The 24,306-nt window shown below is 39.2% G+C and carries 21 protein-coding genes and 2 tRNA genes; 11 read left to right on the top strand and 12 right to left on the bottom strand.

Annotated features, from left to right (window positions below; all coding sequences use genetic code 11):
• The first annotated feature begins 10 nt into the window (after nt 1–10).
• Entirely contained in the window at nt 11–1,957 is a 1,947-nt protein-coding gene (locus QUE86_RS15240; RefSeq protein WP_286258227.1) for a glycoside hydrolase family 97 protein, read from the top strand.
• A 490-nt stretch (nt 1,958–2,447) separates the two neighbouring features.
• Here QUE86_RS15240 and QUE86_RS15245 read toward each other — a convergent pair.
• The 4 genes from QUE86_RS15245 to QUE86_RS15260 form a co-directional block, all read right to left on the bottom strand.
• Nucleotides 2,448–2,524 (bottom strand) — tRNA-Val (locus QUE86_RS15245).
• Between the two features lie 108 nt (nt 2,525–2,632).
• A tRNA-Val gene (locus tag QUE86_RS15250) sits at nt 2,633–2,709 on the bottom strand.
• 113 nt (nt 2,710–2,822) lie between these two features.
• Nucleotides 2,823–3,716 (bottom strand): DUF3080 family protein, encoded by an 894-nt coding sequence (locus QUE86_RS15255; RefSeq protein WP_286258229.1) that lies wholly within the window; start codon nt 3,714–3,716, stop codon nt 2,823–2,825.
• A gap of 100 nt (nt 3,717–3,816) precedes the next feature.
• Nucleotides 3,817–5,175: an MATE family efflux transporter gene (locus tag QUE86_RS15260; RefSeq protein ID WP_167657732.1), complete on the bottom strand. Its 1,359-nt coding sequence runs from the start codon at nt 5,173–5,175 to the stop codon at nt 3,817–3,819.
• Between the two features lie 94 nt (nt 5,176–5,269).
• Here QUE86_RS15260 and QUE86_RS15265 point away from each other — a divergent pair, with 94 nt between their 5' ends.
• The gene (locus QUE86_RS15265; protein WP_286258232.1) at nt 5,270–5,896 is read left to right on the top strand and encodes a riboflavin synthase subunit alpha; all 627 of its coding nucleotides are present in this window, start codon (nt 5,270–5,272) and stop codon (nt 5,894–5,896) included.
• 24 nt (nt 5,897–5,920) lie between these two features.
• Here QUE86_RS15265 and QUE86_RS15270 read toward each other — a convergent pair whose 3' ends face one another.
• Both QUE86_RS15270 and QUE86_RS15275 read right to left on the bottom strand, forming a co-directional pair.
• A complete protein-coding gene (locus QUE86_RS15270; RefSeq protein WP_130051594.1) occupies nt 5,921–6,124 on the bottom strand; it encodes a CPXCG motif-containing cysteine-rich protein in 204 nt (67 codons plus the stop codon).
• Nucleotides 6,125–6,354: 230 nt separating this feature from the next.
• A complete protein-coding gene (locus QUE86_RS15275) occupies nt 6,355–7,221 on the bottom strand; it encodes a fructosamine kinase family protein (RefSeq protein WP_286258234.1) in 867 nt (288 codons plus the stop codon).
• Between the two features lie 112 nt (nt 7,222–7,333).
• Here QUE86_RS15275 and QUE86_RS15280 point away from each other — a divergent pair, with 112 nt between their 5' ends.
• Nucleotides 7,334–8,029: a DUF445 domain-containing protein gene (locus QUE86_RS15280; protein ID WP_167657729.1), complete on the top strand. Its 696-nt coding sequence runs from the start codon at nt 7,334–7,336 to the stop codon at nt 8,027–8,029.
• A gap of 50 nt (nt 8,030–8,079) precedes the next feature.
• Here QUE86_RS15280 and QUE86_RS15285 read toward each other — a convergent pair whose 3' ends face one another.
• Nucleotides 8,080–8,442 (bottom strand): DUF3718 domain-containing protein, encoded by a 363-nt coding sequence (locus QUE86_RS15285; RefSeq protein ID WP_286258237.1) that lies wholly within the window; start codon nt 8,440–8,442, stop codon nt 8,080–8,082.
• A gap of 358 nt (nt 8,443–8,800) precedes the next feature.
• On the opposite strand from QUE86_RS15285, the gene QUE86_RS15290 reads away from it, so the two are divergent.
• The 3 genes from QUE86_RS15290 to QUE86_RS15300 all read left to right on the top strand — a co-directional run bounded on the left by QUE86_RS15290 (nt 8,801) and on the right by QUE86_RS15300 (nt 12,319).
• A complete protein-coding gene (locus QUE86_RS15290) occupies nt 8,801–9,586 on the top strand; it encodes a hypothetical protein (RefSeq protein ID WP_167657727.1) in 786 nt (261 codons plus the stop codon).
• A gap of 112 nt (nt 9,587–9,698) precedes the next feature.
• On the top strand, nt 9,699–11,081 hold the full coding sequence (locus QUE86_RS15295) for an amidohydrolase (protein WP_130051589.1): 1,383 nt from the start codon (nt 9,699–9,701) through the stop codon (nt 11,079–11,081).
• Between the two features lie 11 nt (nt 11,082–11,092).
• The gene (locus QUE86_RS15300; protein ID WP_239977258.1) at nt 11,093–12,319 is read left to right on the top strand and encodes an amidohydrolase family protein; all 1,227 of its coding nucleotides are present in this window, start codon (nt 11,093–11,095) and stop codon (nt 12,317–12,319) included.
• Between the two features lie 67 nt (nt 12,320–12,386).
• Here QUE86_RS15300 and QUE86_RS15305 read toward each other — a convergent pair whose 3' ends face one another.
• Nucleotides 12,387–13,586 (bottom strand): Nramp family divalent metal transporter, encoded by a 1,200-nt coding sequence (locus tag QUE86_RS15305; RefSeq protein WP_130051587.1) that lies wholly within the window; start codon nt 13,584–13,586, stop codon nt 12,387–12,389.
• Nucleotides 13,587–13,890: 304 nt separating this feature from the next.
• Between QUE86_RS15305 and QUE86_RS15310 the strand changes: the two genes are divergently transcribed.
• Nucleotides 13,891–14,307, top strand: a complete 417-nt coding sequence (locus QUE86_RS15310) for an MAPEG family protein (protein WP_178926916.1) — start codon at nt 13,891–13,893, stop codon at nt 14,305–14,307.
• 61 nt (nt 14,308–14,368) lie between these two features.
• On the opposite strand, the gene QUE86_RS15315 is transcribed toward QUE86_RS15310, so the two are convergent.
• From QUE86_RS15315 to QUE86_RS15325, 3 genes are all read right to left on the bottom strand, one after another.
• Entirely contained in the window at nt 14,369–15,661 is a 1,293-nt protein-coding gene (locus QUE86_RS15315; RefSeq protein WP_130051585.1) for an Ig-like domain-containing protein, read from the bottom strand.
• Between the two features lie 22 nt (nt 15,662–15,683).
• On the bottom strand, nt 15,684–16,196 hold the full coding sequence (locus tag QUE86_RS15320; RefSeq protein ID WP_135924377.1) for a porin family protein: 513 nt from the start codon (nt 16,194–16,196) through the stop codon (nt 15,684–15,686).
• A gap of 171 nt (nt 16,197–16,367) precedes the next feature.
• Nucleotides 16,368–18,215: an ABC transporter ATP-binding protein gene (locus QUE86_RS15325; protein WP_286258244.1), complete on the bottom strand. Its 1,848-nt coding sequence runs from the start codon at nt 18,213–18,215 to the stop codon at nt 16,368–16,370.
• Between the two features lie 157 nt (nt 18,216–18,372).
• Here QUE86_RS15325 and QUE86_RS15330 point away from each other — a divergent pair, with 157 nt between their 5' ends.
• The 4 genes from QUE86_RS15330 (at nt 18,373) to QUE86_RS15345 (ending at nt 22,077) form a co-directional block, all read left to right on the top strand.
• Nucleotides 18,373–19,203 carry an alpha/beta hydrolase gene (locus tag QUE86_RS15330; RefSeq protein WP_256854441.1) on the top strand — a complete coding sequence of 277 codons (831 nt, stop codon included), beginning with the start codon at nt 18,373–18,375 and terminating at the stop codon, nt 19,201–19,203.
• 3 nt (nt 19,204–19,206) lie between these two features.
• On the top strand, nt 19,207–19,602 hold the full coding sequence (locus QUE86_RS15335; RefSeq protein ID WP_256854440.1) for a VanZ family protein: 396 nt from the start codon (nt 19,207–19,209) through the stop codon (nt 19,600–19,602).
• 61 nt (nt 19,603–19,663) lie between these two features.
• The gene (locus tag QUE86_RS15340; protein WP_130051580.1) at nt 19,664–20,572 is read left to right on the top strand and encodes a diguanylate cyclase domain-containing protein; all 909 of its coding nucleotides are present in this window, start codon (nt 19,664–19,666) and stop codon (nt 20,570–20,572) included.
• A 119-nt stretch (nt 20,573–20,691) separates the two neighbouring features.
• Nucleotides 20,692–22,077 (top strand): M28 family peptidase, encoded by a 1,386-nt coding sequence (locus tag QUE86_RS15345; RefSeq protein WP_130051579.1) that lies wholly within the window; start codon nt 20,692–20,694, stop codon nt 22,075–22,077.
• Here the strand turns inward: QUE86_RS15345 and QUE86_RS15350 are convergent, their stop codons facing one another.
• Nucleotides 22,078–24,234 (bottom strand): ATP-binding protein, encoded by a 2,157-nt coding sequence (locus tag QUE86_RS15350; RefSeq protein WP_286258253.1) that lies wholly within the window; start codon nt 24,232–24,234, stop codon nt 22,078–22,080.
• Nucleotides 24,235–24,306 lie beyond the last annotated feature (72 nt).

A 24,306-nucleotide genomic window follows, 5' to 3' on the forward strand; every position in this document is an offset into this window, starting at 1 on the left:
GACAACAATAATGATAAAATCAAGTATCTATATTTCACTGCTAGTAAGCTCTTTGCTTGCTCACGCACAACTACCGCTTAGTCTTACAAGTCCTGATGGACAATTAACAGTCAAGCTTGAAGAACAGCAAAACCAAATTGTTTATAGTGTAACTTATGGCAAGCAAGTATTTTTGGAACCATCTCAGCTTGGTTTAAATACTAACCTTGGCGACCTTTCACAAAGTTTAAAATATAAGAGCCATAAAACGGCTTCTATAAAAGAGAGTTATAAGCTGCATAATGCAAAGGCGAGTGAAATAAACTACACCGCGAACACCTTAAAAGTACAGTTTGAAAACAAAGATGGTAGAGTGCTTGGTGTGCAGTTTAATGTTTCTGATCACGATGTTGCATTTCGTTACCAAGTCACGGGTGTTGAAACAGATACCCGAATCAAGGTGCTATCTGAATATAGTGCTTTTAATTTACCCGACGATGCAACTACATTTATTAGCCCGCAAGCCTTACCTGAAACAGGCTGGATGCAAACAAAACCAAGTTACGAAGAGCCTTACACCTTTAATGAAGCTCTTGGCACACCGTCAGCGAATGGCGTGGGGTATACCTTTCCTGCTTTATTTAAAAATAGCGATAAAGGTTGGCTTTTAATTTCTGAAACTGGTGTAGATAGCCATTATGTAGGCTCAAAATTGAGCGAAGGCACGAAAGACGGTATTTATCGAGTTTCATTTCCTCAAGCCGGTGAGAATAATGGTATTGGAGCAACCTACGCAGCTATGTCTATGCCTGCAATGACTCCTTGGCGTACTATTACTTTAGGGACCAGTTTAAAGCCTATTGTTGAGTCAACAGTCGCATTTGATCTGGTTAAACCGCTTTATCAAGCAAATCAAGAATATACTATGGGGCGCTCAACATGGAGCTGGATCGTATGGCAAGATCCAAGTATTAACTATGACGACCAAGTAAAATTTATAGATCTCGCTGCATCTCTAAATTTTGAATATGTATTAATCGATAGTGGTTGGGATCAAAACATTGGTCGTGACAGAATGGCTAAATTAGTCGAATACGCCAATAGTAAAGGCGTTGATGTTATATTGTGGTACAACTCAAATGGCTGGTGGAATGATGCACCACAAACACCAAAGAATAGAATGAATACCGCGCCTATAAGAAGAAATGAAATGGCTTGGCTACAAAGCATTGGCGTTAAAGGCCTGAAAGTTGACTTTTTTGGTGGCGACAAACAAGAAACTATCAAACTTTATGAAAATATTTTAACGGATGCTAATCAGTACGGTTTAGTGATCACTTTTCACGGCAGTACCATTCCGCGTGGTTGGGAAAGAATGTATCCTAACTTCGTCACATCTGAAGCGGTTCTAGCATCGGAGAACCTTGTTTTTCATCAAAATTCGTTAGATTTACATGCCTATAACGCGACAATTTTACCGTTCACCCGTAATGCTATTGGCGCTATGGATTTTGCCCCAGTGTTTTTAAACAAACGCTTATCTCAAGATCAAACAGTCGGCACTATTCGTAAAACCACAGATACATTTGAACTGGCAACAGGTGTGCTTTATCAATCACCTGTGCAACATTTTGGCCTGACGCCAAATAACCTTGCAGAACAACCTCAATTTGTTATTGATACTTTAAAGGCGATGCCAACGGTATGGGATGAAACACGTTATATCGCTGGCCAGCCAGGTCAAGATGCAACTATCGCAAGGCGTCATCAGCAAACATGGTGGGTAGCAGCTATTAATGGTGAAAATAAAGCCAAAACATTAGATATCGATTTGCCTATGTTAGCGGGCAAAAAAATCACCCTGTTGTTTGATAAAAAAGATGGCAGTGCTGGTATCAAGAAAGTAAAAGTGAGTAACAGTGGTAAGTTGAGCTTAAACTTATTAGCCCAAGGTGGCGCACTGATAATTGGTCGCTAAATGTAAGTTTATAGGTGATGAAAAAAGCCAAGTATAGAAAAGCGAGCAGGTTGCTCGCTTTTTTATACCTCTATTTGCCTTGTTAAATTAGATGTGGGTCAGAGAGAGCTGGGATGCGCTAATAAACTGAGCTACAGGATATTTTAAATAAGAAAAAATAGAATTGGTACTACCGAGTAGATTTGAACTACTGACCTTTGGACCGGGTCATAGAGAGTGGTAGTGCTCTAATCAACTGAGCTACGGGATATTTTAAATAAGGAAAAATAGAATTGGTACGACCGAGTGGATTCGAACCACCGAATTTGGAGCGGGTCGTAGAGAGCGGTAGTGCGCTAACCAACTGAGCTACAGGATATTTTAAATAAGAAAAAAAAGAATTGGTACGACCGAGTAGATTTGAACTACTGACCTTTGGACCGGGTCATAGAGAGTGGTAGTGCGCTAACCAACTGAGCTACGGGATATTTTAAATAAGGAAAAATAGAATTGGTACGACCGAGTGGATTCGAACCACCGACCTCTACCATGTCAAGGTAGCGCTCTAACCAACTGAGCTACGGTCGTACTGAAATAAAAATCAAGATTGGTACAACCGAGTGTATTTGAACTACCGACCTTTGGACCGGGCCATTAAGTGTAGTAGTGCTCTTTCCTTTAGTTATACCTAAATCATGGTACAACCGAGTGGATTCGAACCACCGACCCCTACCATGTCAAGGTAGTGCTCTAACCAACTGAGCTACGGTTGTATTTTGATTTGAATAGTTGTTAGCGTGGCTAAACAACGGAGGCTAATATATAGCGACTAGTTGTGTGAATCAAGCAGCTTTAGCTATTTTTGTGCTAAGTGCTGGTTTTTTATTCATAACGGACTAATTTCGCACGCTCGATAGAAATCTTGCCACCAAGAAACATGGCTTTTAGCAGACTGTTTAAGGCGGTGTAAAATTGCGTCATTACTTTCGCTATCCACAAAATGGTCCATTTCAGTGTCACGCCATATTTGATGATAAAGCGGTTGTAGGGTTTCTAATCTACCCACCAAGAATGATTGATAAGGTTGTAATTGCTCTAAATAGAATTTTTTAAATACATTACTTAGCGTTTGTGCCTTTTGTTTATTCTTATTGGCAGGGCAGAGATCATCTTTTGAGTACTGCATAAGTTGTTGTGTTAATTGCTGATTGTAATGTGTTTGCGCGCGTGCCGCCGATATTAACAACTTGTTATATTTAAAACGGTTTAACACTTCTAATTGGCTAATGATTTGCTCTGGGTCTATATCGTTTATTCTACCGGTATTAATTTTATTGTTTAATTTAGCAATCTGCTCCATCGCGCTCACGGTTTCACTAAAACCTGCTGAGTTTTCATCGATGTATGTCGAACTTAGCTGCCAGCTTTGTTTAAATTCGCTTTCGTTTAGCAGCATAGCTTTAAAGTAGTTAGGAAGGTTTGCTTGTTTTTGTGCGGCAGTAAGTTTTATTTTTTCAAACAATTCATCTTGTTTTTCAAAGCTTTCTAAACACTCATTTGCGCTTTGTAAAAATTTAATCTGATAACTTAGAATATTAGCGGGTGTTGCCGTTTTACCAAGCTGGTTATTATGCTCAGCGATGAGTGTAGATAGCTTACACTGTCGTAACTGTGCAAGCTCGAGCATGCCAATAGTTGCTTTTTCATCGTTATCATAAGCGAAATGCTTAACGTTCAGTGTACTCGGTTTAGATAGCTTAAAACTATCAGTTTTGAGCACGTTTTCTAATCTTTGTGCGTAGGTGTGATTTACATCGCCCGAAGAGGGCGTGCAGGCAATAAGTGCCGTGCACGCTATTGCGATAATAGAATTTACAAGGCTATTGGTTTTGCAAAAAAGGTGCATGTTTAAATCGCCTATGAACAGTGAACATCAACATAATTGCAGCGGCACTTAAACCCACAATAATACCTATCCAAAAGCCATGAGGGCCCATCGCTGGAACAATTAAATCTGTACGAGCAAGTACGAAGCCAAGCGCAAAGCCGATCAACCAATACGATACAAAGGTGATATAACCAATTGGTGCCGTGTATTTTAACCCTCGTAAAATACCATTGGCAGAAACTTGCAATGCATCAGGTAATTGATAGATGCAAGCTAACACCATTATTGAAGAAGCAAGAGCCAATACTTCAGGGTTGTCAGAATACAATTGGCTAATAATATCTCGCGCAAAGAAGGTCACACTTGCCAGCATAAAAGCGATTATCGCCGCTAAAATATAACTGGTATTAACAGCATTTCTTAACTGTTGATAATGTTGTTGGCCAAATAGGTTACCTATTCGTATGCTAATTGCAATTGATAGGCTCAACGGCATCATAAACAGTAATGTAGTAACACTTGCTGCAATTTGATGACCCGCAACGGCAACTGCTCCCAGATGCGCTATAAACAGCGGAATACAAGCGAATAAGGTTACTTCAAAAAACGTGGCCAAAGAAATTGGGATACCTACTTTGGTGATGGTCCATAATGTCGCAGGTTTAGGTCCGGTAAAATTTGCTAACAATGCTTTGGCATCAACCTTTTTACTAAAGTGACAATAAACAACCTGAGTTAGCGCCATTGCTGTAAATACTAGTGCGGTGGCAATACCACAGCCAGCGCCACCATAGGCTTGAAAACCTAACTTACCATGTATAAACACGTAATTTGCTGGAATATTTACCGCTAAACCAATTAAGCTAATGTAAAAAGCAGGTTTGGTCATACCCATACCTTCAGTAATATTGCGATATACACTGAAAAGTAAAAAACCGAAAATCCCCCATTTAACAAAATGAATATATTGCTCGGCTAAATGGGTAATAGACTGTGAGGTATCAAGTTGAACAAGCACGGTATCAGCAAGGCTTGCTAGCCCTAAACCAATAATAGCGAGTATTAGGGCAAGATATAATCCTTGTTGAAAGTAGTGGCTAATACCTTGTTTATCATTTGAGCCAGCAAACTGCGCAATAATGCCAGTTAAAGCCAATAAAATGCCCTGCAGTGCGAGCATTAACGGATTCCAAATACCCGTTGCAATAGAGAGCGCCGCCAAGTCCGTTGCACTTACTTGGCCAGCCATCACGGTATCAACAACCGTCATTAAAATAAGCGTTACTTGTGCCAAAAATACTGGAATGGCTAACGAAATTAACCTTTTGGCTTCCCAACTACAAAAAGACATAATTTACACGACTAAATAAACAGGCAGCCATTGTAATCTATTCATAGATCAATAAAAATCGCAGTTATCTATTTAATGAAGAAAAGAGAAAGCGATGTTCACTGGAATTGTGCAAACGCAAGCTGTTGTGGTTAAGGCTAATAATCAAGGTGGTGTGCTAAGGCTATCATTAAAAGTAGGGCAGCAATTTGCTGAAAATCTGAATATTGGTGCAAGCATTGCCGTTAATGGCTGCTGTTTAACCGTCGTTAAGTTTGACTCTGACTCCCTTGGTAGCTGTGTTATTGATTTTGATGTGATTGATGAAACATTAAAGTTGACCAACCTAGGTATGTTAACTTTAAATGATACGGTGAATTTTGAGCGCTCAGTGACCTTTGGTACTGAACTGGGAGGCCATATCGTGTCGGGCCACATTCATTGTATGGCCGAAATACTGTCAATTAACCACCTTCAAGATAACTGTAAAATGCAATTATCATTAGCAAAAGAGTTGCAAAAATACGTGTTGTATAAGGGATTTGTGAGTGTTAACGGTGCAAGCCTCACCGTAGGTGAAGTAGATGAGCTGGGCTTTTGGCTGCACTTGATCCCAGAAACACTGGCTATTACCAATCTAGATAACTATTGCGAAGGCGATAAGTTAAATATTGAAGTCGATCAGCAAACTTATACCATTATTAATACGGTCGAAAATTATCTAGAGCAACAAGCAAAATAAGTATAGATATATAAAACGAGCAAATTAAAAAATTTGCTCGTCATCGCTATCGACATGTAACTCAAGTTTATTGTGTGCGTAATCTATATGCATATTCAAATGGATAGGGTTGCAGCATGCACTGCAATCTTCATAATAGTCTTGGTCGCCGTCGCTAGCATCAAGTGCCACATGAATGTGGTGACCACAATGAGGGCATGAAATCCGTTGTGTGTAATGGTCTTTCATCAGCTTTTACCTTAATCAGGCATGCCTGAGTTCGTTAAATTGCAATCTGAATTAAACTCTAAAACATAAAAAATGAATGTAGATTTAATCAGATTGGTATAACTCACTAACCGAATTGTTTATAAGCGTAGTGCTACAACAAACGGCTAGCATCTTTGTTTATACGCCTTATAAGATAAATATAGTCACGTTTAGTAGTTTATGACATCCATTTTACAGTGATTTCGCGGTTATTTTAGTAGCTGCTGAATATGTTGTTTTGCTTCAGTAAGATAGTGCCCGGCAAATATGTTGGCATTATTGAGCATTGGGTATAGTTGGTAAATAGCTCTACGATGCTCGTAACCTACCTGCAGTGGGTAGATATCGTTATAGGCATCATAAAAGCTATCGGGGAGTGGGGCATAAAGCTCGCTCGTTGCAATATCGCATTCCCGATCACCATAATAACAAGCAGGGTCAAACACACTAGGTACATTATTATAAAAGCCCATATTCCGGCGCCAAAAATCACCGTGTAATAATGAAGGCTCAACAACATGGCTATGCAGAGCATCTTTAACAAAGGCAATAAAGGTATCTTGATCGACAAGCTCTATGCCTTTTTCTTGTAATAGCTGTAATTGCCAACCTATTCGTTCTTCAGCAAAAAATACATCCCATTTTTTGTGCCAGCGATTAGGTTGTAGAGTTGAGCCAAGAAAGTTGTCGTTATCGAAGCCGAACATGGCTTGAGTATGTTTTTGGTGCAAATTGGCAAGATACTCACCCATTTCATGCCAATTAGTATTATTATGAGGCTGTTTATCAAGCTCTAACCATTCAAGCACCATAAATGAAAACTCTATGTTGCAACCTGTTGTTATGCAATCTGGGATCATAAATAGGCTTTCTTGAGTTAAAAGCTTAAGGTTCAAGGCTTCGCATTCTAAGCGCTCAAGATCACTCAAATGAGATACTTTCACAAAGAAGTGATGTAAATCATCACCAATTTGGAAGTATCTGTCGTTATTTGGCGATTTTAATTGGCGTTTAAAGGTATGCTTAAAATCAAAATGCATCGCTTGGCTAATCTGTTCATTCACTGAATTCCACATAATTTTGTTCGCCTTTTAACCATATAGTTAAACTATGGCAAAAAGACGATGAATTAACAAACCCATAGCGTTAATATTATTAAAGTTTATCGAAGTATTTATGAGGGGTCAGATGAATAAAAGTCTCATTACTAATTTAGTGGCGTTTGCATTAGTATTAGTCGGGTTTTTATTTGAACAAGCAATAGTACTTTCTGTTGGTTTATTTGCGTTATCGGGCGCAGTAACAAACTGGCTTGCTATACACATGCTATTCGAAAAAGTACCATTTTTATATGGCTCAGGGGTCATAACATTAAAGTTTGCCTCTTTTAAAGTCGCTATCCGCAACTTGGTGATGACAGAATTCTTCGCTGAAGAGAAAATCGATCAGGTGATGGCTTTAGCAAAACCAAACATTGATTTAGAGCCTGTGATTAGTGAAGTTAACCTCAGTCCGGCTTATGATTCTTTAATTGAGGTCATCGAAAACTCACAATTTGGCGGCATGCTTTCAATGTTCGGTGGGCGTGATGCGCTAGAGCCAATGCGTGAACCTTTCATTGATAAAATGAAAGCAGCGGTGATTGATATTTCAAAAAGCGACGAATTTAAAATGATTCTTGATGAAAAGCTATTTGCCAACTCTCATCTTGGTGGCTCTTTACATAGTACAGTTGAGCGTTTAGTTGATGAGCGTTTGAATGAGCTTACGCCAACAATGGTAAAAGATATCATTCAAACCATGATCAAAGAACATTTAGGTTGGTTAGTGATTTGGGGTGGGGTGTTTGGTGGCTTATTTGGCCTAATCGCTGCGCTAGTATAATGAAGAAGCTTGTAGCAGGCCTTTAAAGACCTGCTACAGTGAATTAATCATTATTTTGAACCAGCAACAACAATCACTGTGTCATCAGATACTTTAGCGATATCCTGGATAGTTGTTTTTGTAGCTGTTTCAAAATTTAAGTATTTTGCTGAGTTATGAAAACCATAAGTGCTTGCAAACTTATCTGTCGACATATCATTGCAAAGTAGCTTTTCTGTCATTACGCGTTTGCTCAAGCGTAGATCGCGCATTGTGCTTGATACGTTTAATGTTTTGTTAGAGGCAATGGCCATACAGGCTTGCGTGCCAACTGAGTCATCTGCGGCGACAAATTGTGCTGCACTTGCATCAGTTGCTGCTAGTGAAGAACCTAAAATTAATGCTGTACCTAGTGCTGTAGTTAACGTATTCATCTTTCTCTCCAGTTGTTGTCCGTATTACGTTTAGTATGTGCAACCTCGCTTTTATGGATACTTCACACTTCCTGTTTGCTGGGCACGTTTAAAGTATTACGCTAAACAAGAACAATTGCTGTTAATGAAAATCGACAAGATGTAAGTAAGTATGTAGATGTGAACAAGCAAAACTAACCGCTTGATAAGTGCTATTTTAAAGTGTGAATTTTGACACAAATAGGCTGAAATCTTTTTCATTTATTTTATTAAAACGTGTTTTAGCTCGTATTAAAGGCTTAATTTTTACGTGGCTGTTACATTTAAGTATTAACTCTACCTTTTCTTAAAAAGGCAAATCAGAGTATAAGGAGCATGAGTGACCACAAAATTAGCAGGCTATTATCAACAAGCCTATGCATCTGAATCAAAACACTTTAATCAATGTTTTTATTGTGGTTGTGAAGCAACTGAGCGAGATTTTTGTCCGCCACTACATATGCTGCAAAGCATTATAGATTTGGGCGAAGAGGCTGAATTTATATCAATTCCAACTTGTTATGAATGCTTTGCATTACTGCATAACGAGCGTGTATTGACCATTGATGGGCGAGTTACAAAACTAAAAAAGAAACTTTCAGCAAAATACGCTAAAGCATTAAGAATTTATCACATGTGGCATGAAAGCGAACTTCACGATATGAGTGATGAATTTGTGCACAGCATAAAAGCTGGTATGAAGTTAGGCGCTGAGGCTGCAGAGCGAATTGCATTCCAAGGTTATAGTTATGCAACCGAAGATGCCAACGTAACAATTCGCGAAAAGCGTGCTGAATTTGATGTGCAAGGCAAAGTCTTTTATGACTTTAAAGACGCGCTCAATTATTGCATTAATGATTTGAATGTAGATCGTACTGAATTTTATAAGCTAGTGGTTGAGGATTATAATGGTGATTTTAATCGTGCTTTAAGCCAATACCGGCATAGGCACGAAAAGGTTACAGCAGCTAATGACGCTGATTCTCTAATCAAAAGCTTTGCGAAGCAGCATAAACAAAACTCTGACTTCGTAACTCGGACTGTGAAACATTTTATCAACAAAGATCCTAGTTTAACTACTGAAGGTGCGTTAGAGCAGCTATATAACAACTACATAAAGAAATAGTGTCCTGTGAGGCTGGTTATTCGTCTTGAATATTGGTGACTGGCCTCGTTTAGTCGCATTAAAGTTAACAATTAGTTAAAGTAATCTAATAATAAAAAAGAGGAACGTAAGAATGCAAAAATTTGCACCATCCTTGTTGGTTATGGCGCTTGGTGTCGCTTTAGCGGGCTGCCAAGACAATGGCCCACAAGATCCAAAAGTCTCAATTAATAAAAATCCATACCCTAGCACCTATCAGCCACTTGCATCACAAAGTACTTTAATCACTAATGCAACTGTTTTAACAGGCACTGGTGAACGTTTAGATAACGCAGATGTTTTCTTTGTTGATGGCAAAGTACAGCAAGTAGGCAAAGACCTTTCTGTACAAGCTGACAAAACGATTGATGCAGAAGGCAAATGGGTAACACCTGGAATCATTGATGTGCACTCACATTTAGGTGCATACCCAACCCCATCAGTGGCATCTCACCAAGACGGCAACGAAATGACCAGCCCAGTTACTGCAGAAGTATGGGTTGAGCATTCAGTATGGCCACAAGATCCTGGTTTCAACCGTGCTCGTGAAGGTGGTATTACGTCATTACAAATTCTACCTGGCTCAGCTAACCTAATTGGTGGTCGTGGTGTAACACTTAAAAATATTCCTTCGCACACAATGCAAGGTATGAAATTCCCTGATGCACCATATGGTTTAAAAATGGCGTGTGGTGAAAACCCGAAACGTGTTTATGGTCGTAAAGGCGTTTTACCATCAACCCGTATGGGTAACATGGCGGGTTATCGCACAGCGTGGATTGAAGCAACAGAGTACAAACGCGAGTGGGATAAGTACGAAAGTGATTATGCCGCAGGTAAAAACCCTGCAGCACCTCATCGCGACATTAAGCTAGATACTTTAGCTGGTGTGTTAGAAGGTGACATTTTAATTCATAACCACTGTTATAAAGCAGAAGAAATGGCCATGATGATCGACCTTGGTAAAGAGTTCGGTTATCACTCAGGCACTTTCCATCACGGTGTTGAAGCATACAAAATTGCTGATTTACTTGCTGAAAATGGTAACTGTGCGGCACTTTGGCCAGATTGGTGGGGCTTTAAAATGGAAGCCTACGACATGGTTCAAGAGAACGTAGCAATTGTTGATGCAGTTAAAAATTCATGTGCAGTGGTTCACTCAGACTCAGATACAACAATCCAACGTTTAAACCAAGAAGCTGGTAAAGTTATGTACCGTGCGAATGATGTTGGTTATGACATCTCTGAGCAACATGCAATCAAATGGATCACCTCAAACGCGGCTAAATCGCTGGGTATTGATGATAAGACTGGTTCACTTGAGGCAGGTAAGCAAGCTGATGTGGTTATTTGGAACCAAAATCCTTTCAGTGTTTATGCTAAAGCAGAGCAAGTATTTATCGATGGTGCCAAAGTTTATGATCGTAATGATGATAAATACCAAGCACAAAGTGATTTCATGCTAGGTCAAAAATAGGAGTAACATTGATGACAAAATTAACTAAATCATTAAAGCTGTCACTTGTTGCTGCTGGCTTATTTTCTGCGACAGCAAGTGCTGCATCGGTAGCGATTGTAAATGCAACACTACACACTTCAACAGAGCAAGGTGTGTTAGAAGGCGCAAGTGTTGTTATTGAAGATGGCAAAATTGTTGCTATTAACCCGGCATCTATCAACGCTGATACAACCATTGATGCAAAAGGCCAAATCGTGACTGCTGGCTTTATCGGCACTATGAACCAATTAGGTCTAGTAGAAGTGGGTGCTGTTGCAGGTTCACGTGATGGTGGTGACGACAAAGCAGGTATCGATTTTGATCCAAGCCTTGCATTCAACCCACGTAGTAGCTTGATCCCTTATGCACGCAAAGGCGGCATTACTCAAGATGTGATTGTACCAAACGGCGGTGACAGTATCTTTGCGGGTCTTGCATCTGTAGTTGATTTATCTGGTAGCTTTGAAAGTGTAAATAAAAAACAAGTTGCACTTGTTGTTCACCTAGGCGAAAAGAGCAAAGGCTCACGTGCTATGTCGATGAAAACACTTATCGACAAGCTTGAAGGCGAAAAGTCAGCTAAAAAAGATGACAAAAAAGAGCCATCAACAGAGCAAAAAGTCCTAGCATCTGTACTTGCTGGTGATATGCCTCTGATTGCGAGTGTTCAGCGTGCATCCGACATTTATGAGCTTGTTAAATTAAAAGAAAACTATGGCATTAACTTAGTGATTCATGGTGGTGACGATGCTGTCGTGGTTGCTGATACGCTAGCAAAAGCTGATGTACCTGTGATTATTAGCTCAATGGCAAACTTACCGGGTAGCTTTGATTCATTACATGCAAACCTTGCTAACGCAGGTAAGCTTGAAAAAGCGGGTGTAAAAGTCATTATTGGTGTTGCCGGTGACTCAAGCCATAATGTTTACCAATTACGTTTTGATGCGGGTAATGCAGTGTCTTATGGTATGAGCCAACAAGGAGCACTTAGTGCAGTAACCAGCAACATTGCTGATGTTTTTGGTTTAAACTCAGGCGCAATTGCTAAAGGTAAACGTGCAAATCTAGTTATGTGGTCGGCAGATCCATTTGAGCTTAACTCACACGTAAGCAAAATGTGGATCAACGGTGAAGAGGTTTCAACAGAAGCGCGTCAAGATAAACTACGCGATCGTTATACAACTGACTCAGCGATGCCACGCGCTTACACAAAATAAGCGCTTTAGATATCAAAAAGGCCGCACATTTGCGGCCTTTTTAATGCATATGTCTTAATAGTAAAATTTAAAAAATTAGATTGCTGAGTTTATAAAGGCTAAGGCCAAATATAAGTAGTAGTACCGGGGCGACTACAAGGTTAACAAGCAAGGAGTTGGTGTGTTCTTTCATGATAGATTTTTGATTAACTAACCAAACAAGGTAACAGGTAACGATTGGGAGTAATAAACCATTAGCCGCTTGCGCAAAGATGATGACCGCAACAGGATCAAGTCCAAGTGATGCGACAAGTGAGCCAAAAACGAGGATAATAATGGCGACAAGTTTAAACCGCATATCACTCATTTGTGTTGACCAGCCAAGCATACCGCAAACAGCATAAGCACCAGCAAGTGGGGCAGTAATTGCGCTAGTTAGGCCAGCTGCACATAAACCGATAGCAAAGAAATAATGTGCCATACCACCTAGGAGAGGCTCTAGTTGCACGGCCATATTAGCCGCTGATATTTTTCCTGCATCGCTACCATAAAACGCCACTGATGCCGTTGATAGAATGGCTAAGGTTATTATACCTCCTAAAGTAATCGAGATACTGGTATCAAGATTCGTTTCTTTAATTACTTTGTTAATGTTTTTAGAACTATCGTGTTTTTCAGCAAGTACTCCTGAATGTAAAAACAGGTTATAGGGCACAATTGTTGTGCCTATCAAGGCCAGTACCGTGGTAATTGAATCATTTGGTAAGCTCGGTATAAAGCCCTTTAATATCTGATTAAGAGGTGGAGCGGCCATAACGAGCGTTGATATAAACACTAAGCTCATCAACACCACTAAAACAATTAACGCACCTTCAATTACTTTGTGTTTGCCAGTGTACAAAAGCACTGCACTTAATACTGCAATAAGTGGTGTCCATAACATTGGGCTGACAGATGGCATAATTTCTTGCAGCCCTAAACTTGCACCAGTCAGATTGCCCGCTTCATAGGCAGCACTACCAATACCAATGGCACTGATCACTAATATCGCTGCGAGTGCTTTAAAAATAGGTGTTTGAATGGTTGTCCTAAGTGCAGACGCTAAATCTTGCCCAGTAGCTACGCCGAGACGGGCAGCCATTGATTGCAACAAAATAGTTGCTATGACAGAAAACAATAACGTCCAAATAAGTGCAAATCCAAAATTGGCACCTGCAACACTTGCAGTAGTGATGGTTCCTGGGCCAATAAAAGCGGCGGTGACTAGAAGTCCGGGACCTAAACGCATGATAAAACCTTTTATTATTATTTGTTTAGTGTTTTAACAATAAGATGAAAAACAGCTAACGTTTTAGAAAAAGATCTTAAGGGTATAGAGACTCAAGGTTAGGGTAAAGTAAAAGAGATGATTATCTTTGTAGATATCATCAGAACATAAGAGCATGTTGAAATTGTAAAATTTATACAGTTTACGAAGTAATGGTGTAATACATTTGAAGTTGATAAAAATTGTATCTATAAATCAATAGGTTATTTTGGTCGGGTTTTTGCAAGATATAGGCTTACTTGTTGTTGAATAAAGGATATAAGAAATGCCTGTACTTACTTTTTCAGCCTATTTTGCTGTGTACGTTTATCTAATAATGCTGACTATTCAGTGGATAATCGCGGCTGTCAGTAAAGCAAAGCAGCCAAACGCAGTGCCCGGTAAGATAGATAATTCTTTGAGTCATGATAGCTTTGTGTTTCGCTCGCATCGAACATTTATGAATACTTTAGAAAATAGTCCGTTGTTCTTAGCGACAGTATTTCTGGGTTTTTTTCTAAACTTGAATAGTAGTGCATTTGCGCTTTGTATATGGGTGTATGTGATCGCCAGAATTATCCATATGCTTTTGTATTATATGATAGCAACCGAAAAGAACCCGAGCCCACGAAGCTACTTCTTTTTAATTGCTGCAATGGCTAACATGGTGATGTTGGGGTTAATAGGCTTACGTTTACTCTAAAAGGTCGGTGAGGTATTGAGATTAAATGCCTCACCTGATGTTGTTTAAATTGAAAAAGTAACTATTCGATATTCATTAAAACACTGCTAATTTCTGTGTCATATTGAACTGTGATCAATACTGTTCCCAATGTATTTGAGGTACTTGTAACCTTGTAGGCGGCTTGAGCTGTTCCCGCATTTACTATTTTAGTCGTTACTAGGTTACTGTTATTAATACTCCAATTAGCAAACTCAGTTACATTTAAAGATGTTGGATTTGAGCTATAGTTCGCGAACAATTTGAGTTCAATAGTGCCTAAAGGAGATATTGAATACTCGCTAGCGCCATCGTTAATTTCTAAAGAATCAAGTTCAGCGTCACCTTCAATCTGTACTGTTGTAATCTTTTGCTTATTACCACATTCAGCTAATAGTTGTGTGGTCCCGGGCTTAAGGGCAAGAAAACTAGCTGTCGAATCACTATCGTCAATACTTTTTGGTGTTAAACCAATAAAGTTACTGTTGATTGCAGACCACTTGATACTTGAGCTAATGTCTTCTGTTTGCTCTGAATTGCCATTTTGATATACCGCTTTGGCAGCAAGTTGGATTCGATCTCCAACGCTGATGTTTAACTCACTGTCTTGTTCCGAATTAAACGAAACATTAATTTCTTTTAAATTGCTAGGATCTGCAACAACAGATAATTGATCGGTAACATTGCCAATTGCAGCTGTAATTACAGTGCTTTCAACAGCTGCAGCAGATGTATATACAAAGCCTTGCTGATTGATTTTGGCAGTAGTATTTTCATCGACACTTAGGTTTATATCTCTCAAGCTATTTAATGCAGTATATCCATCAACGTAGGTTATATCGGCCGATACTCTCGCAGGCGTGCATGTATTGATAGAGTCTGTTGCAGGAATGACTTGTTTTAATTTAATTGATTCTGCCGCCACATCTGCAATAGATATTTGTTTTTCATCACTAATATCATTTATAGTCGTCGCGGATATAGTAATTAACCCTTGGCTAGATGGCGAATTTTTTAGAGCTGTTAACAAGCCATTACTATTGATTTTAGCAATACTCTCGTCACTTGTTTGCCAGGTTATTTCATTGGTTACGTCTCTAGACTCACCATTTGAATCTATACCCGTTACTTTCAATTGATGGGTGTCACCTTCTTTTAAACGAACTTGGTAGTTTTCAATACTAAGTGACTCAATGATAGTGCCTTCTTGGCGTAACTTTTCAAGTTCAACTTCTTTTGCTAACTGAGTTGAGTCAGTTTCAGATCCGCAACCCAAAATAGCGCTAACAATTAATGAGATACTGAAAAGTTTTGATACGTTCAACTGCGTGTTCATGAAAATCCTTTCGATTAGCTATTTAAAAATGGTAAGTAAGGCCAAGTGTTACACCACTGATTTCTACGTCGTCTCCTTTGAATAAAGATTGGTAGGCTAATCTCACTTGTGTATTTTTGATATAAGGTATCTGCTGGTGAACTGCCACTCCCCATGCAAAGCCATCATAATTATAATTTGTGGGGAGCTTTTCAGATGCTGAATTAACGATCATTTCGTTTTTTGCATAGCCTAATGAAATATCAAGCCCAAAGCCGTTAACCACATCAGATTGCATAACAAAAAAGAGGGCGGCGCTTTTTTCAAGTTCAAACTCTAAATTGTAAATGTTGTCGTCATCACTTGATATTAAGTACTGTGCCTCAAATGCCATATTATTGTTGCTGGCACCTGCTCTTAAGAAGGTAGCAGTTGGTTTGGCACTTTCACTACTAATTTCAATATCGCTGAGCATATAGTCAGCACCTAGATAGTACGTATCTGCCTTAGTCTGAAAACTAGCTGCAAATATAAAAAGCAAAATATACTTTTTCATAATTTAATTTCTTGTGTTTATATTAGGGTCGATACTAGCGTTTAGTATTAGTGGAATCAAGCAGCGTAATTGTTAATTTACATACAACTGGTTGAATTATATTTGAAACTGTAAATAACTAGCTTGAAGATACAAGTACCAGTTAGCTAGTTAAATACAACAAAAACTTAATTACTCAACACCAATAAAACCACCGGTTTGATGTGACCACAGGGCAGCGTAGATGCCACCTTGTGAAATTAATTGTTGGTGAGAACCTTGTTCAACCACGCCACCTTCATCAAGCACAATGAGTCTATCCATTTGTGCAATAGTTGATAAGCGATGCGCAATTGCTATAACCGTTTTACCCGTCATTAAATCGTCTAAGCTGGATTGAATTGCCGCTTCTACCTCTGAATCAAGGGCACTAGTTGCTTCATCTAATATCAAAATTGGAGCATCTTTTAACAGTACACGGGCAATAGCAATACGCTGTCGCTGACCACCTGAAAGCTTCACACCTCGCTCACCGACTTGTGCAGCAAAGCCTTTATTACCTTTGCTATCTTCTAAGTCTTCGATGAACTCGAGTGCCTTAGCTTGCTTTGCAGCAGCGAGCATTTCTTCTTCCGTTGCATCTGGCCTGCCATAAAGAATGTTGTCTTTTACAGAGCGATGTAACAGCGAGGTATCTTGCGTCACCATCGCAATATGTTTACGTAAACTTTCTTGGCTTACATCAGCGATGTTTTGACCATCAATACGGATAGTGCCCGAGTCAACATCATAAAAGCGCAGTAATAAGTTCACTAGGGTCGACTTACCAGCGCCAGAACGACCAACTAAACCAATTTTTTCACCTGGTTTTATATCAAGGTTTAAGCCATTGATAACAGGGCCGCGATGGGTTTCGTTAGCCGCTTTACCATAGTTAAATTGCACATTCTCAAAGCTTATCGACCCTTTATCAACGTTAAGGGTGCTCGCATTTGTTTTATCATCTACTTCAATCGGCGTTGATAGGGTTTTCATACCATCAGCAACAGTACCAATGTTTTCAAACAGGCTACTGATCTCCCACATGATCCATTGTGCCATACCGTTTAATCTAAGAGATAAACTCACTGCAATAGCGATAGCCCCAACACTGATGGCACTAATAGACCACAGATACAATGACAAAGCGGCAATGCTAAATACCAGCAAATAATTAAGAGTATTGATAGAAAAGTTCAAGCTGGTAACTAAACGCATCTGCTTATATACCGGCTGTAAAAACACATCCATGCTGTCTTTTGCGTATTGCTCTTCACGCTGCGTATACGAGAATAATTTGATTGTTGAAATGTTAGTATAACTATCAACCACACGTCCGGTCATTTCCGAACGCGCATCTGCCTGCGAGCTGGCTACTTTTTTGAGTTTGGGCACAAAATACATCTGAATTGCAGCATAAAGGACTAACCAAACTAACAATGGCAGCATCAAACGCCAGTCAGATTCAGCGACTAAAAATACCATGGCACCAAAGTAGACTACGATATACATTAGTACATCGAGCAGTTTCATCACTGACTCACGAACAGCTAATGAGGTCTGCATGACTTTTGTCGCAATACGACCAGCAAATTCGTTTTGATAAAAGCTAACACTTTGACGAAGCAAATAACGGTGCGCTAGCCAACGGATAGACATAGGGTAGTTACCCAGTAGCGCTTGATGTAACACTGCTGAGTGAAAAAATACAACTATGGGCAATACTACCAGCAGCACAATTGCCATTTTTGTAAGCTCAGCCTGCTGCTCAATAAATAAGGTATCTGGGGTGTATTGACCGAGCCAATCAACTAATTGCCCCATATAGCTAAAAAGCGAGACTTCTAGAATCGCGAGTGCAGCTGCGCTTAAAGACATTAATAGCAATGAGAGTTCCATGCCTCGTGTATAATGACGACAAAAGGCGAATAAGCTATTAGGTGGTTGAGAAGGTTGCTCTTTCGGAAACGGATTGGTCATCCGCTCAAATAAACGATACATAGACGACGCTTTTTAATAATCAAAGTAACCTTACTATACCATTTGAGTGTATTTTTAGCAGTTCATTTAATTTAAAAACTAATATTAAAATCTATCACTATTCAATTATTTACATCTAGTCGTATAAATGAAAATATAATAAGAAAAAGGAATTATGATGAAAAAGTTTCTCTGTACGTTATCGATCATTTTCAGCTTACCGCTTTATGCTTATCAAACCGACACCTATACGTTTAAAGGTAAAAAAACAGCCATAGAAAAACCTGTGACGGTGACGATACCGGATGGCTATCAAGAATCAAAAAAATACAATGTTATATATGTCTTACATGGCTACAGTGGCAATCATAGTGATTGGACAAAGCTTACAGATATAGAAAAACTAGCAGATCAATATGATGTTATCATTGTTAATCCTGATGGTAACTATGGCTCTTGGTATCTAGATTCAGATATCGACAAAAGTTCGCAATACGAGACTTACATCGCTGAAGATTTAGTCAATTATATAGACTCAACCTATTCGACCAATCGGTCTAAAAGTGGGCGTGCAATCACAGGCTTATCGATGGGAGGGTTTGGCGCGTTGCATATTGCTATCAATAACCAAGCACGGTTTGCTGCAGTATCAGGGATGTCTGCGGGGGTCGATGTTAGGCCGTTTAGTGCAGAGTTTGACCTTGCAAAAGTACTCGGCAGTTACGCTGAAAACAAAGAAAAATGGGATAGCATAGCCATTATTAATAACCTTCATAAAATTGCTGCAGGCAATACGGCATGGAAAAAGGGGGCTGATACCTTACCGATTATGCTTGATATTGGTGTAGGTGATTTTTTTATAGAGCAAAACAGAGCACTACATCAAGCTATGTTAGACCTGCGTATTCGCCATGATTATATTGAACGCCCAGGCATTCATGACTGGCACTATTGGAATAAAGTAATTGCCTATCAATTTTTATTTTTAACCTCTCATATGGCGCCATAAAGGATGTTTCAACGTATTCTTGTGATAATTGCCATAGGCTTTTTTGGTTTTATAGGTTGGGTTATTTACCTTGCTAATACCGGACAAAAGTCGGTATTTTTTGATCTCGTTGCAGTCATTCCTTACGGTGATAAGTTGGGGCATTTTTGCTTATTTGGTCTACTCACGTTATTTATCAACCTTGCCTTTAAATTTAAGACAATGGCTGTAGGGGGACGACCTATCTATTTAGCTGTGTTGATTGTTAGTACGTTTGTGATTTTAGAAGAGCTAAGCCAGTATTTTGTCGAATCGAGAACATTAGATTTTATCGATTTAATTGCTGACTTTGCGGGTATCGCAGTATTCAGTGCTATTTCAGCTTGGCTTTGCAAAAAGTTATATCCAACTAAGAGCTAAACTTTCAGTAACTTGCTTGGTTTCGTCTATAATCAGTGTAGACCAAGCCTAAAAGTTGCGTATGAACAGAGATACCTCAGATTATTTGTCAGATATTATTGATTTATTACTCGATGCTGTATGCGTAGTTGATGCCAAAGGTACGTTATTGTTTACTAATCCTGCCTTTGAAACAATCTTCGGATACACACCAGAAGAAGCTATAGATAGGAATATGCTGGACTTTGTTTACCCAGAGGACAGGGCCAAAACTATTAATGCCATAAACCAAATTGTGGTCAATGATCAGCATCCACGATTTGAAAATCGTTGGGTAAGGAAAGATGGCAGAGTGGTTCATGTATTGTGGTCTGTCTATTGGTCAAAAGAAAAACAAGTCAGAGTGGCTATCGCTTATGACATAACAGAGCAAAAAAATCTCGAACAAAAACTGATATATATGGCGGGACACGACCCCCTCACCGATCTTCCTAATCGTAGTTATTTAACTACCCAACTTGAAGAGTCATTATCAATTGCAAATACTATTTCAACAGTGATTGCAGTACTTTTTATCGATATAGATGGTTTTAAGCAAGTTAATGATGTTCATGGCCATGGCGCTGGCGACAAACTATTAAAAACGATTGCAATGCGCATTCGTCATGTTTTGAGAAAGGAAGACAGTGTAGGGCGCTTAGGCGGCGATGAGTTTGTGGTTATTCTCAATAGCATTAAACACAAAAGTGATGTTATTAAAATCGTTGATGAGCTAATAGCGGAGATATGTCAGCCTTTAGTTTACAATGATGCGGAGCTTACCTACTCACCCAGTATTGGTGCCGTGCTGTTTCCTGAACATTATGGTGATGCTGAATATTTAATTCAGTGTGCCGATAAAGCCATGTACAAAGCAAAGAATGAAGGGGGGAATCGTATGGTTTTTTATAATGATGGAATAAAGTTACCCGGCGCTAAAAACACAGGTTAGCGTATCATAAACTACAGTAGGTATATGGTTTCAACCTAATAATTTGTTTTCTAACTCATAACTATTGCACGAAATGAAATATTAGTTAGCCTTGAATGATTCATTGAAGGAGTGAAACTATGTTTAAGCGTAAAATAATAACAAATAGTGCTTTTTTTAGCTCATCACTGTTATTGGTAGCGGCGGCTCATGCCACAACACCTCAATATAAAGAACAACAAGCTTTGCATGAAATTGCAAGTGCCGTTTCTAAAACACGTATAGAGCAAGATATTCAAACGCTGGTTGACTTTGGCACTCGCCATACTCTCTCTGAGACGAAATCAGATACGCGTGGTATTGGTGCTGCAAGACGTTGGATCAAGTCTGAGTTTGAGGCGATTTCTAAAGCTTGTGGTAACTGCCTAGAAATCATTGAAGTAAAAGACACTATTTCCGGTGAAAAGCGTATTCCAAACCCGGTTGAAGTTGTCAATATTGTGGCTATTCAGCGCGGTCAAGTTGATGCTAATCGCATGGTTATGATGTCGGGTGATATTGATTCGAGAGCCTCTGATGTAATGGACTATACCTCAGATGCGCCAGGGGCTAACGATAATGCATCTGGTGTGGCTGGCGTGCTGGAATCGGCGCGAGTTTTATCAAAGTATAAATTTAATGGCTCAATTGTTTATGCAGCTTTATCTGGTGAAGAGCAAGGCTTGTTTGGCGGCAAAATTTTAGCTAAATACGCTCAAGATCATAATTGGCGTGTTCATGGTGTTTTAAACAACGACATGATTGGTAACTCAACGGGCATTAATGGGGTAACAGATAACACAACTGCACGTATCTTCTCTGAAGGTACTCGCGTTATAGAAACAAAAGAGCAAGCCCATAAACGCCGTTTTACGGGGGGGGAAGTTGACTCTGCAAGTCGTAACCTTGCGCGTTACATAGATACAATCGCAGACCGCTACATTGAGAACCTAGATACCATGTTGATATATCGACTCGATCGTTTTGGTCGAGGAGGGCATCATCGTCCATTTAACGATGTTGGCTTTGCGGCTGTGCGTATTATGGAAACCAACGAAAACTACAACCAACAGCATCAAGACTTACGTACTGAAAATGGTATTACCTATGGTGACACCATTGACCATGTTGATTTTGCCTATGCAGCGAAATTAACTTCACTAAATGCGGTGACTATGGCTTCAATAGCGTGGGCTCCAGCACCGCCAACGGGCGTTAGTATTTCAGGTGCTGTAAAGCCAAGTACAACCTTAGCGTGGGATGAAAGTGATGATCCAACGGTGGTTAGTTATAAAATCTATTGGCGTTATACCAGCGAACCACAATGGCAATTTAGCCGTGATGTTGGCAAAGTAACAGAAGCAACACTGAAAAATGTCGTGATAGATAACTACTATTTTGGTGTTGCTGCTGTGAACAAAGATGGTATTGAATCACCGGTTGTATTTCCTGGTGATGTTGGCGCATTCGAATGGCCAAACAAATAACTAAATAGGAATAGTTAAGTCATAGCGAACACCACCCAGTTCGCTATGAGCTGCCATAATACGCCAGTTATGGGCTTCGACAATTTGTTTTACAATCGCAAGCCCAATTCCTGAACCTGATTGTTTCACTGTTTTTAAGTCTGGCACTCTATAAAGATGGTCAAAAATCTTTGCTAAACTCTCGTCGCTGACGCCAGGGGCTGAATCTTCATAGCAGATTAATAACCGTGTTTGGTTTTGGCTAATCGTAAAATTAATTTTCCCAGGCTGCTGCGTGTACTTAATCGAATTACTGATTAAGTTTGCAAATAATTGTGAAAGCCTTGTTGCATCACATTCTAGTGTTAATTCTTCCGTTATATTTTGTGTGAACCCAACTTCAAACTTATCAAGTTGAATAATCATATCTGCGTGTAAGCTTTGGAAATACTCTGTAGCATTAATTTTTGTTAGGTTGAGCTGAAAGCTATTTTGTTCAAGTAGTGATATTTTATTTAAATCACTGACTAAAGTAGCCATGTCGGTGATTTTTTGGTTGAGCTTTTCGTAAGTGAGCTCATTAAATTGAGTTAGGCCTGCTTGAAGGGTTTCAAGGTGTAAGCGTAAACCCGTTAGTGGACCACTTAGCTCGTGAGCAACTTGTGATAATAACTTACTACGTTGACTAATTTGTTTATCTAGATAATTTCGACGCTGTTCAATGAGTTGTTTTCTCTGTCTCACTCTTAATAATGCGATGCCCATTACAGCTAAAAGCAAGCTAAATATTAAAATACTATATAGGATAGTTTGGCGCTGAGAGGCAATAGCTTGGCTTTTTTCATTATCTTGGAGCTTTAAATCTTGAATAGCCAAGTCGCGGTCGCGCATAGCAATGGAGTTTTGCAGCTCAGCTAAACGTTGATTGTAGTTGTTACGGGCAAAACCTTTTTCAAGCTCAGTAATCGTTTTTTGATATAAAAATGCCTGTTGATAATCTGTTTGTTTTTCTGCCACTGTTGTCAGATGCTCAAGGGCAATGATTTGTTTTTGTTGTTTATTCTTGGTTTTACTTAATTGGTAGGCTTGCTCTGCATAATGTTTAGCTTGATTAAGTTCAGTAGAGCCAATATATAGTTTTGCTAATGTGAGTAACACATCTATATATAAGTGATCGTCATGTTTTAGCTCAGTGATCACTTGTTCTTCAATTGCTAATGCTTGTTCTAGGTTATCCATTTTTAGCAAATTTATAGCAATATTATGGTTTGCCCAGGCAGAATTTCGAGTGCTGTTATAACTCGCAAACACTTGTTGTGCTTGTTTAGCGTAATCCAGTGCTGAAGTGTAGTTTTTTAGCCCATATTCACATTGTGATAGCTTAACAAGACTATGTCCGATATCAGAAAGAGCTCCAGTTTGCTTATCAAAATATAAGGCTGTGTTAAATTCGCCTTTTGCTTTTTCGAATTGTTCTAAATCTAAATAACTTTGCGCAATTGAATAACTTATACCAGCTTGCAGTGAAATAGACGGCGACATTTTCTGAATTACTTCTCGACGTTTTAATTTATATTCGAGAGCAAGGGTCAAACGATCTAACTGTTCAAGGTTACGAGAGTAACCTTGGTATAGCATCTCTTTTTGTTTTAATGTTAATTCGCGTTTATCGTTGTGAATGTACGTCTCTAAAAGGGTCAAGGCTGCTTGGTACTTTCCAGAATTATGATAAGCACTAACAAGGCTCGCCACGGCATCAATCTCATAATCAGTAAATTGCAAACGCTGAAAAAGGGCAACATTTTGTTGAGACAGTTGAATAGCGGTCTCTAAGTCATTTTGTCTGTATGCCAATCGCGCTTTAGCTAGATACAACTCGCTATAAATAGGGGAGTCGTTTTTGTATTGGGGCATGGATTCAAGTTCATCAAAAATAGTTTGCGCTTGTTGAAACTTTCCTAAGTGTATATAAACGTGTATCAATCTAACATTAAAGCTTATTTGATCTGCAAGGCTGGCAGTTTCGATAAGGTGCTTATCAATACTTATTAAATACTCATAACGTTTTTGATAGTCGCTGATTGTACTGGCTTCATCAATGTTGCTTTGCAGCGTTGATGCAAAAGCACTGCTGAGGTATAAGATACAAAACAGAAGGTAAGAGGTTTTAAGTTTCATAGTGCGGTTTATTATAAATTTATTCCGCATTAGTTTAGCATGCCATTCTTTTAAGTGGGGATGATTCGCTTA

Origin of the sequence: Pseudoalteromonas apostichopi (assembly GCF_030297135.1) — a bacterium.
GTDB classification, from domain to species: Bacteria; Pseudomonadota; Gammaproteobacteria; order Enterobacterales; family Alteromonadaceae; genus Pseudoalteromonas; species Pseudoalteromonas apostichopi.

Coding starts and splice junctions, on each gene's coding strand:
- QUE86_RS15240 (WP_286258227.1), top strand. CDS start 11: ATGATAAAATCAAGTATCTATATTTCACTGCTAGTAAGCTCTTTGCTT.
- QUE86_RS15260 (WP_167657732.1), bottom strand. CDS start 5,175: ATGTCTTTTTGTAGTTGGGAAGCCAAAAGGTTAATTTCGTTAGCCATT.
- QUE86_RS15265 (WP_286258232.1), top strand. CDS start 5,270: ATGTTCACTGGAATTGTGCAAACGCAAGCTGTTGTGGTTAAGGCTAAT.
- QUE86_RS15270 (WP_130051594.1), bottom strand. CDS start 6,124: ATGAAAGACCATTACACACAACGGATTTCATGCCCTCATTGTGGTCAC.
- QUE86_RS15275 (WP_286258234.1), bottom strand. CDS start 7,221: ATGTGGAATTCAGTGAATGAACAGATTAGCCAAGCGATGCATTTTGAT.
- QUE86_RS15280 (WP_167657729.1), top strand. CDS start 7,334: ATGAATAAAAGTCTCATTACTAATTTAGTGGCGTTTGCATTAGTATTA.
- QUE86_RS15285 (WP_286258237.1), bottom strand. CDS start 8,442: ATGAATACGTTAACTACAGCACTAGGTACAGCATTAATTTTAGGTTCT.
- QUE86_RS15295 (WP_130051589.1), top strand. CDS start 9,699: ATGCAAAAATTTGCACCATCCTTGTTGGTTATGGCGCTTGGTGTCGCT.
- QUE86_RS15300 (WP_239977258.1), top strand. CDS start 11,093: ATGACAAAATTAACTAAATCATTAAAGCTGTCACTTGTTGCTGCTGGC.
- QUE86_RS15305 (WP_130051587.1), bottom strand. CDS start 13,586: ATGCGTTTAGGTCCCGGACTTCTAGTCACCGCCGCTTTTATTGGCCCA.
- QUE86_RS15310 (WP_178926916.1), top strand. CDS start 13,891: ATGCCTGTACTTACTTTTTCAGCCTATTTTGCTGTGTACGTTTATCTA.
- QUE86_RS15315 (WP_130051585.1), bottom strand. CDS start 15,661: ATGAACACGCAGTTGAACGTATCAAAACTTTTCAGTATCTCATTAATT.
- QUE86_RS15320 (WP_135924377.1), bottom strand. CDS start 16,196: ATGAAAAAGTATATTTTGCTTTTTATATTTGCAGCTAGTTTTCAGACT.
- QUE86_RS15325 (WP_286258244.1), bottom strand. CDS start 18,215: ATGTATCGTTTATTTGAGCGGATGACCAATCCGTTTCCGAAAGAGCAA.
- QUE86_RS15330 (WP_256854441.1), top strand. CDS start 18,373: ATGAAAAAGTTTCTCTGTACGTTATCGATCATTTTCAGCTTACCGCTT.
- QUE86_RS15335 (WP_256854440.1), top strand. CDS start 19,207: ATGTTTCAACGTATTCTTGTGATAATTGCCATAGGCTTTTTTGGTTTT.
- QUE86_RS15340 (WP_130051580.1), top strand. CDS start 19,664: ATGAACAGAGATACCTCAGATTATTTGTCAGATATTATTGATTTATTA.
- QUE86_RS15345 (WP_130051579.1), top strand. CDS start 20,692: ATGTTTAAGCGTAAAATAATAACAAATAGTGCTTTTTTTAGCTCATCA.
- QUE86_RS15350 (WP_286258253.1), bottom strand. CDS start 24,234: ATGAAACTTAAAACCTCTTACCTTCTGTTTTGTATCTTATACCTCAGC.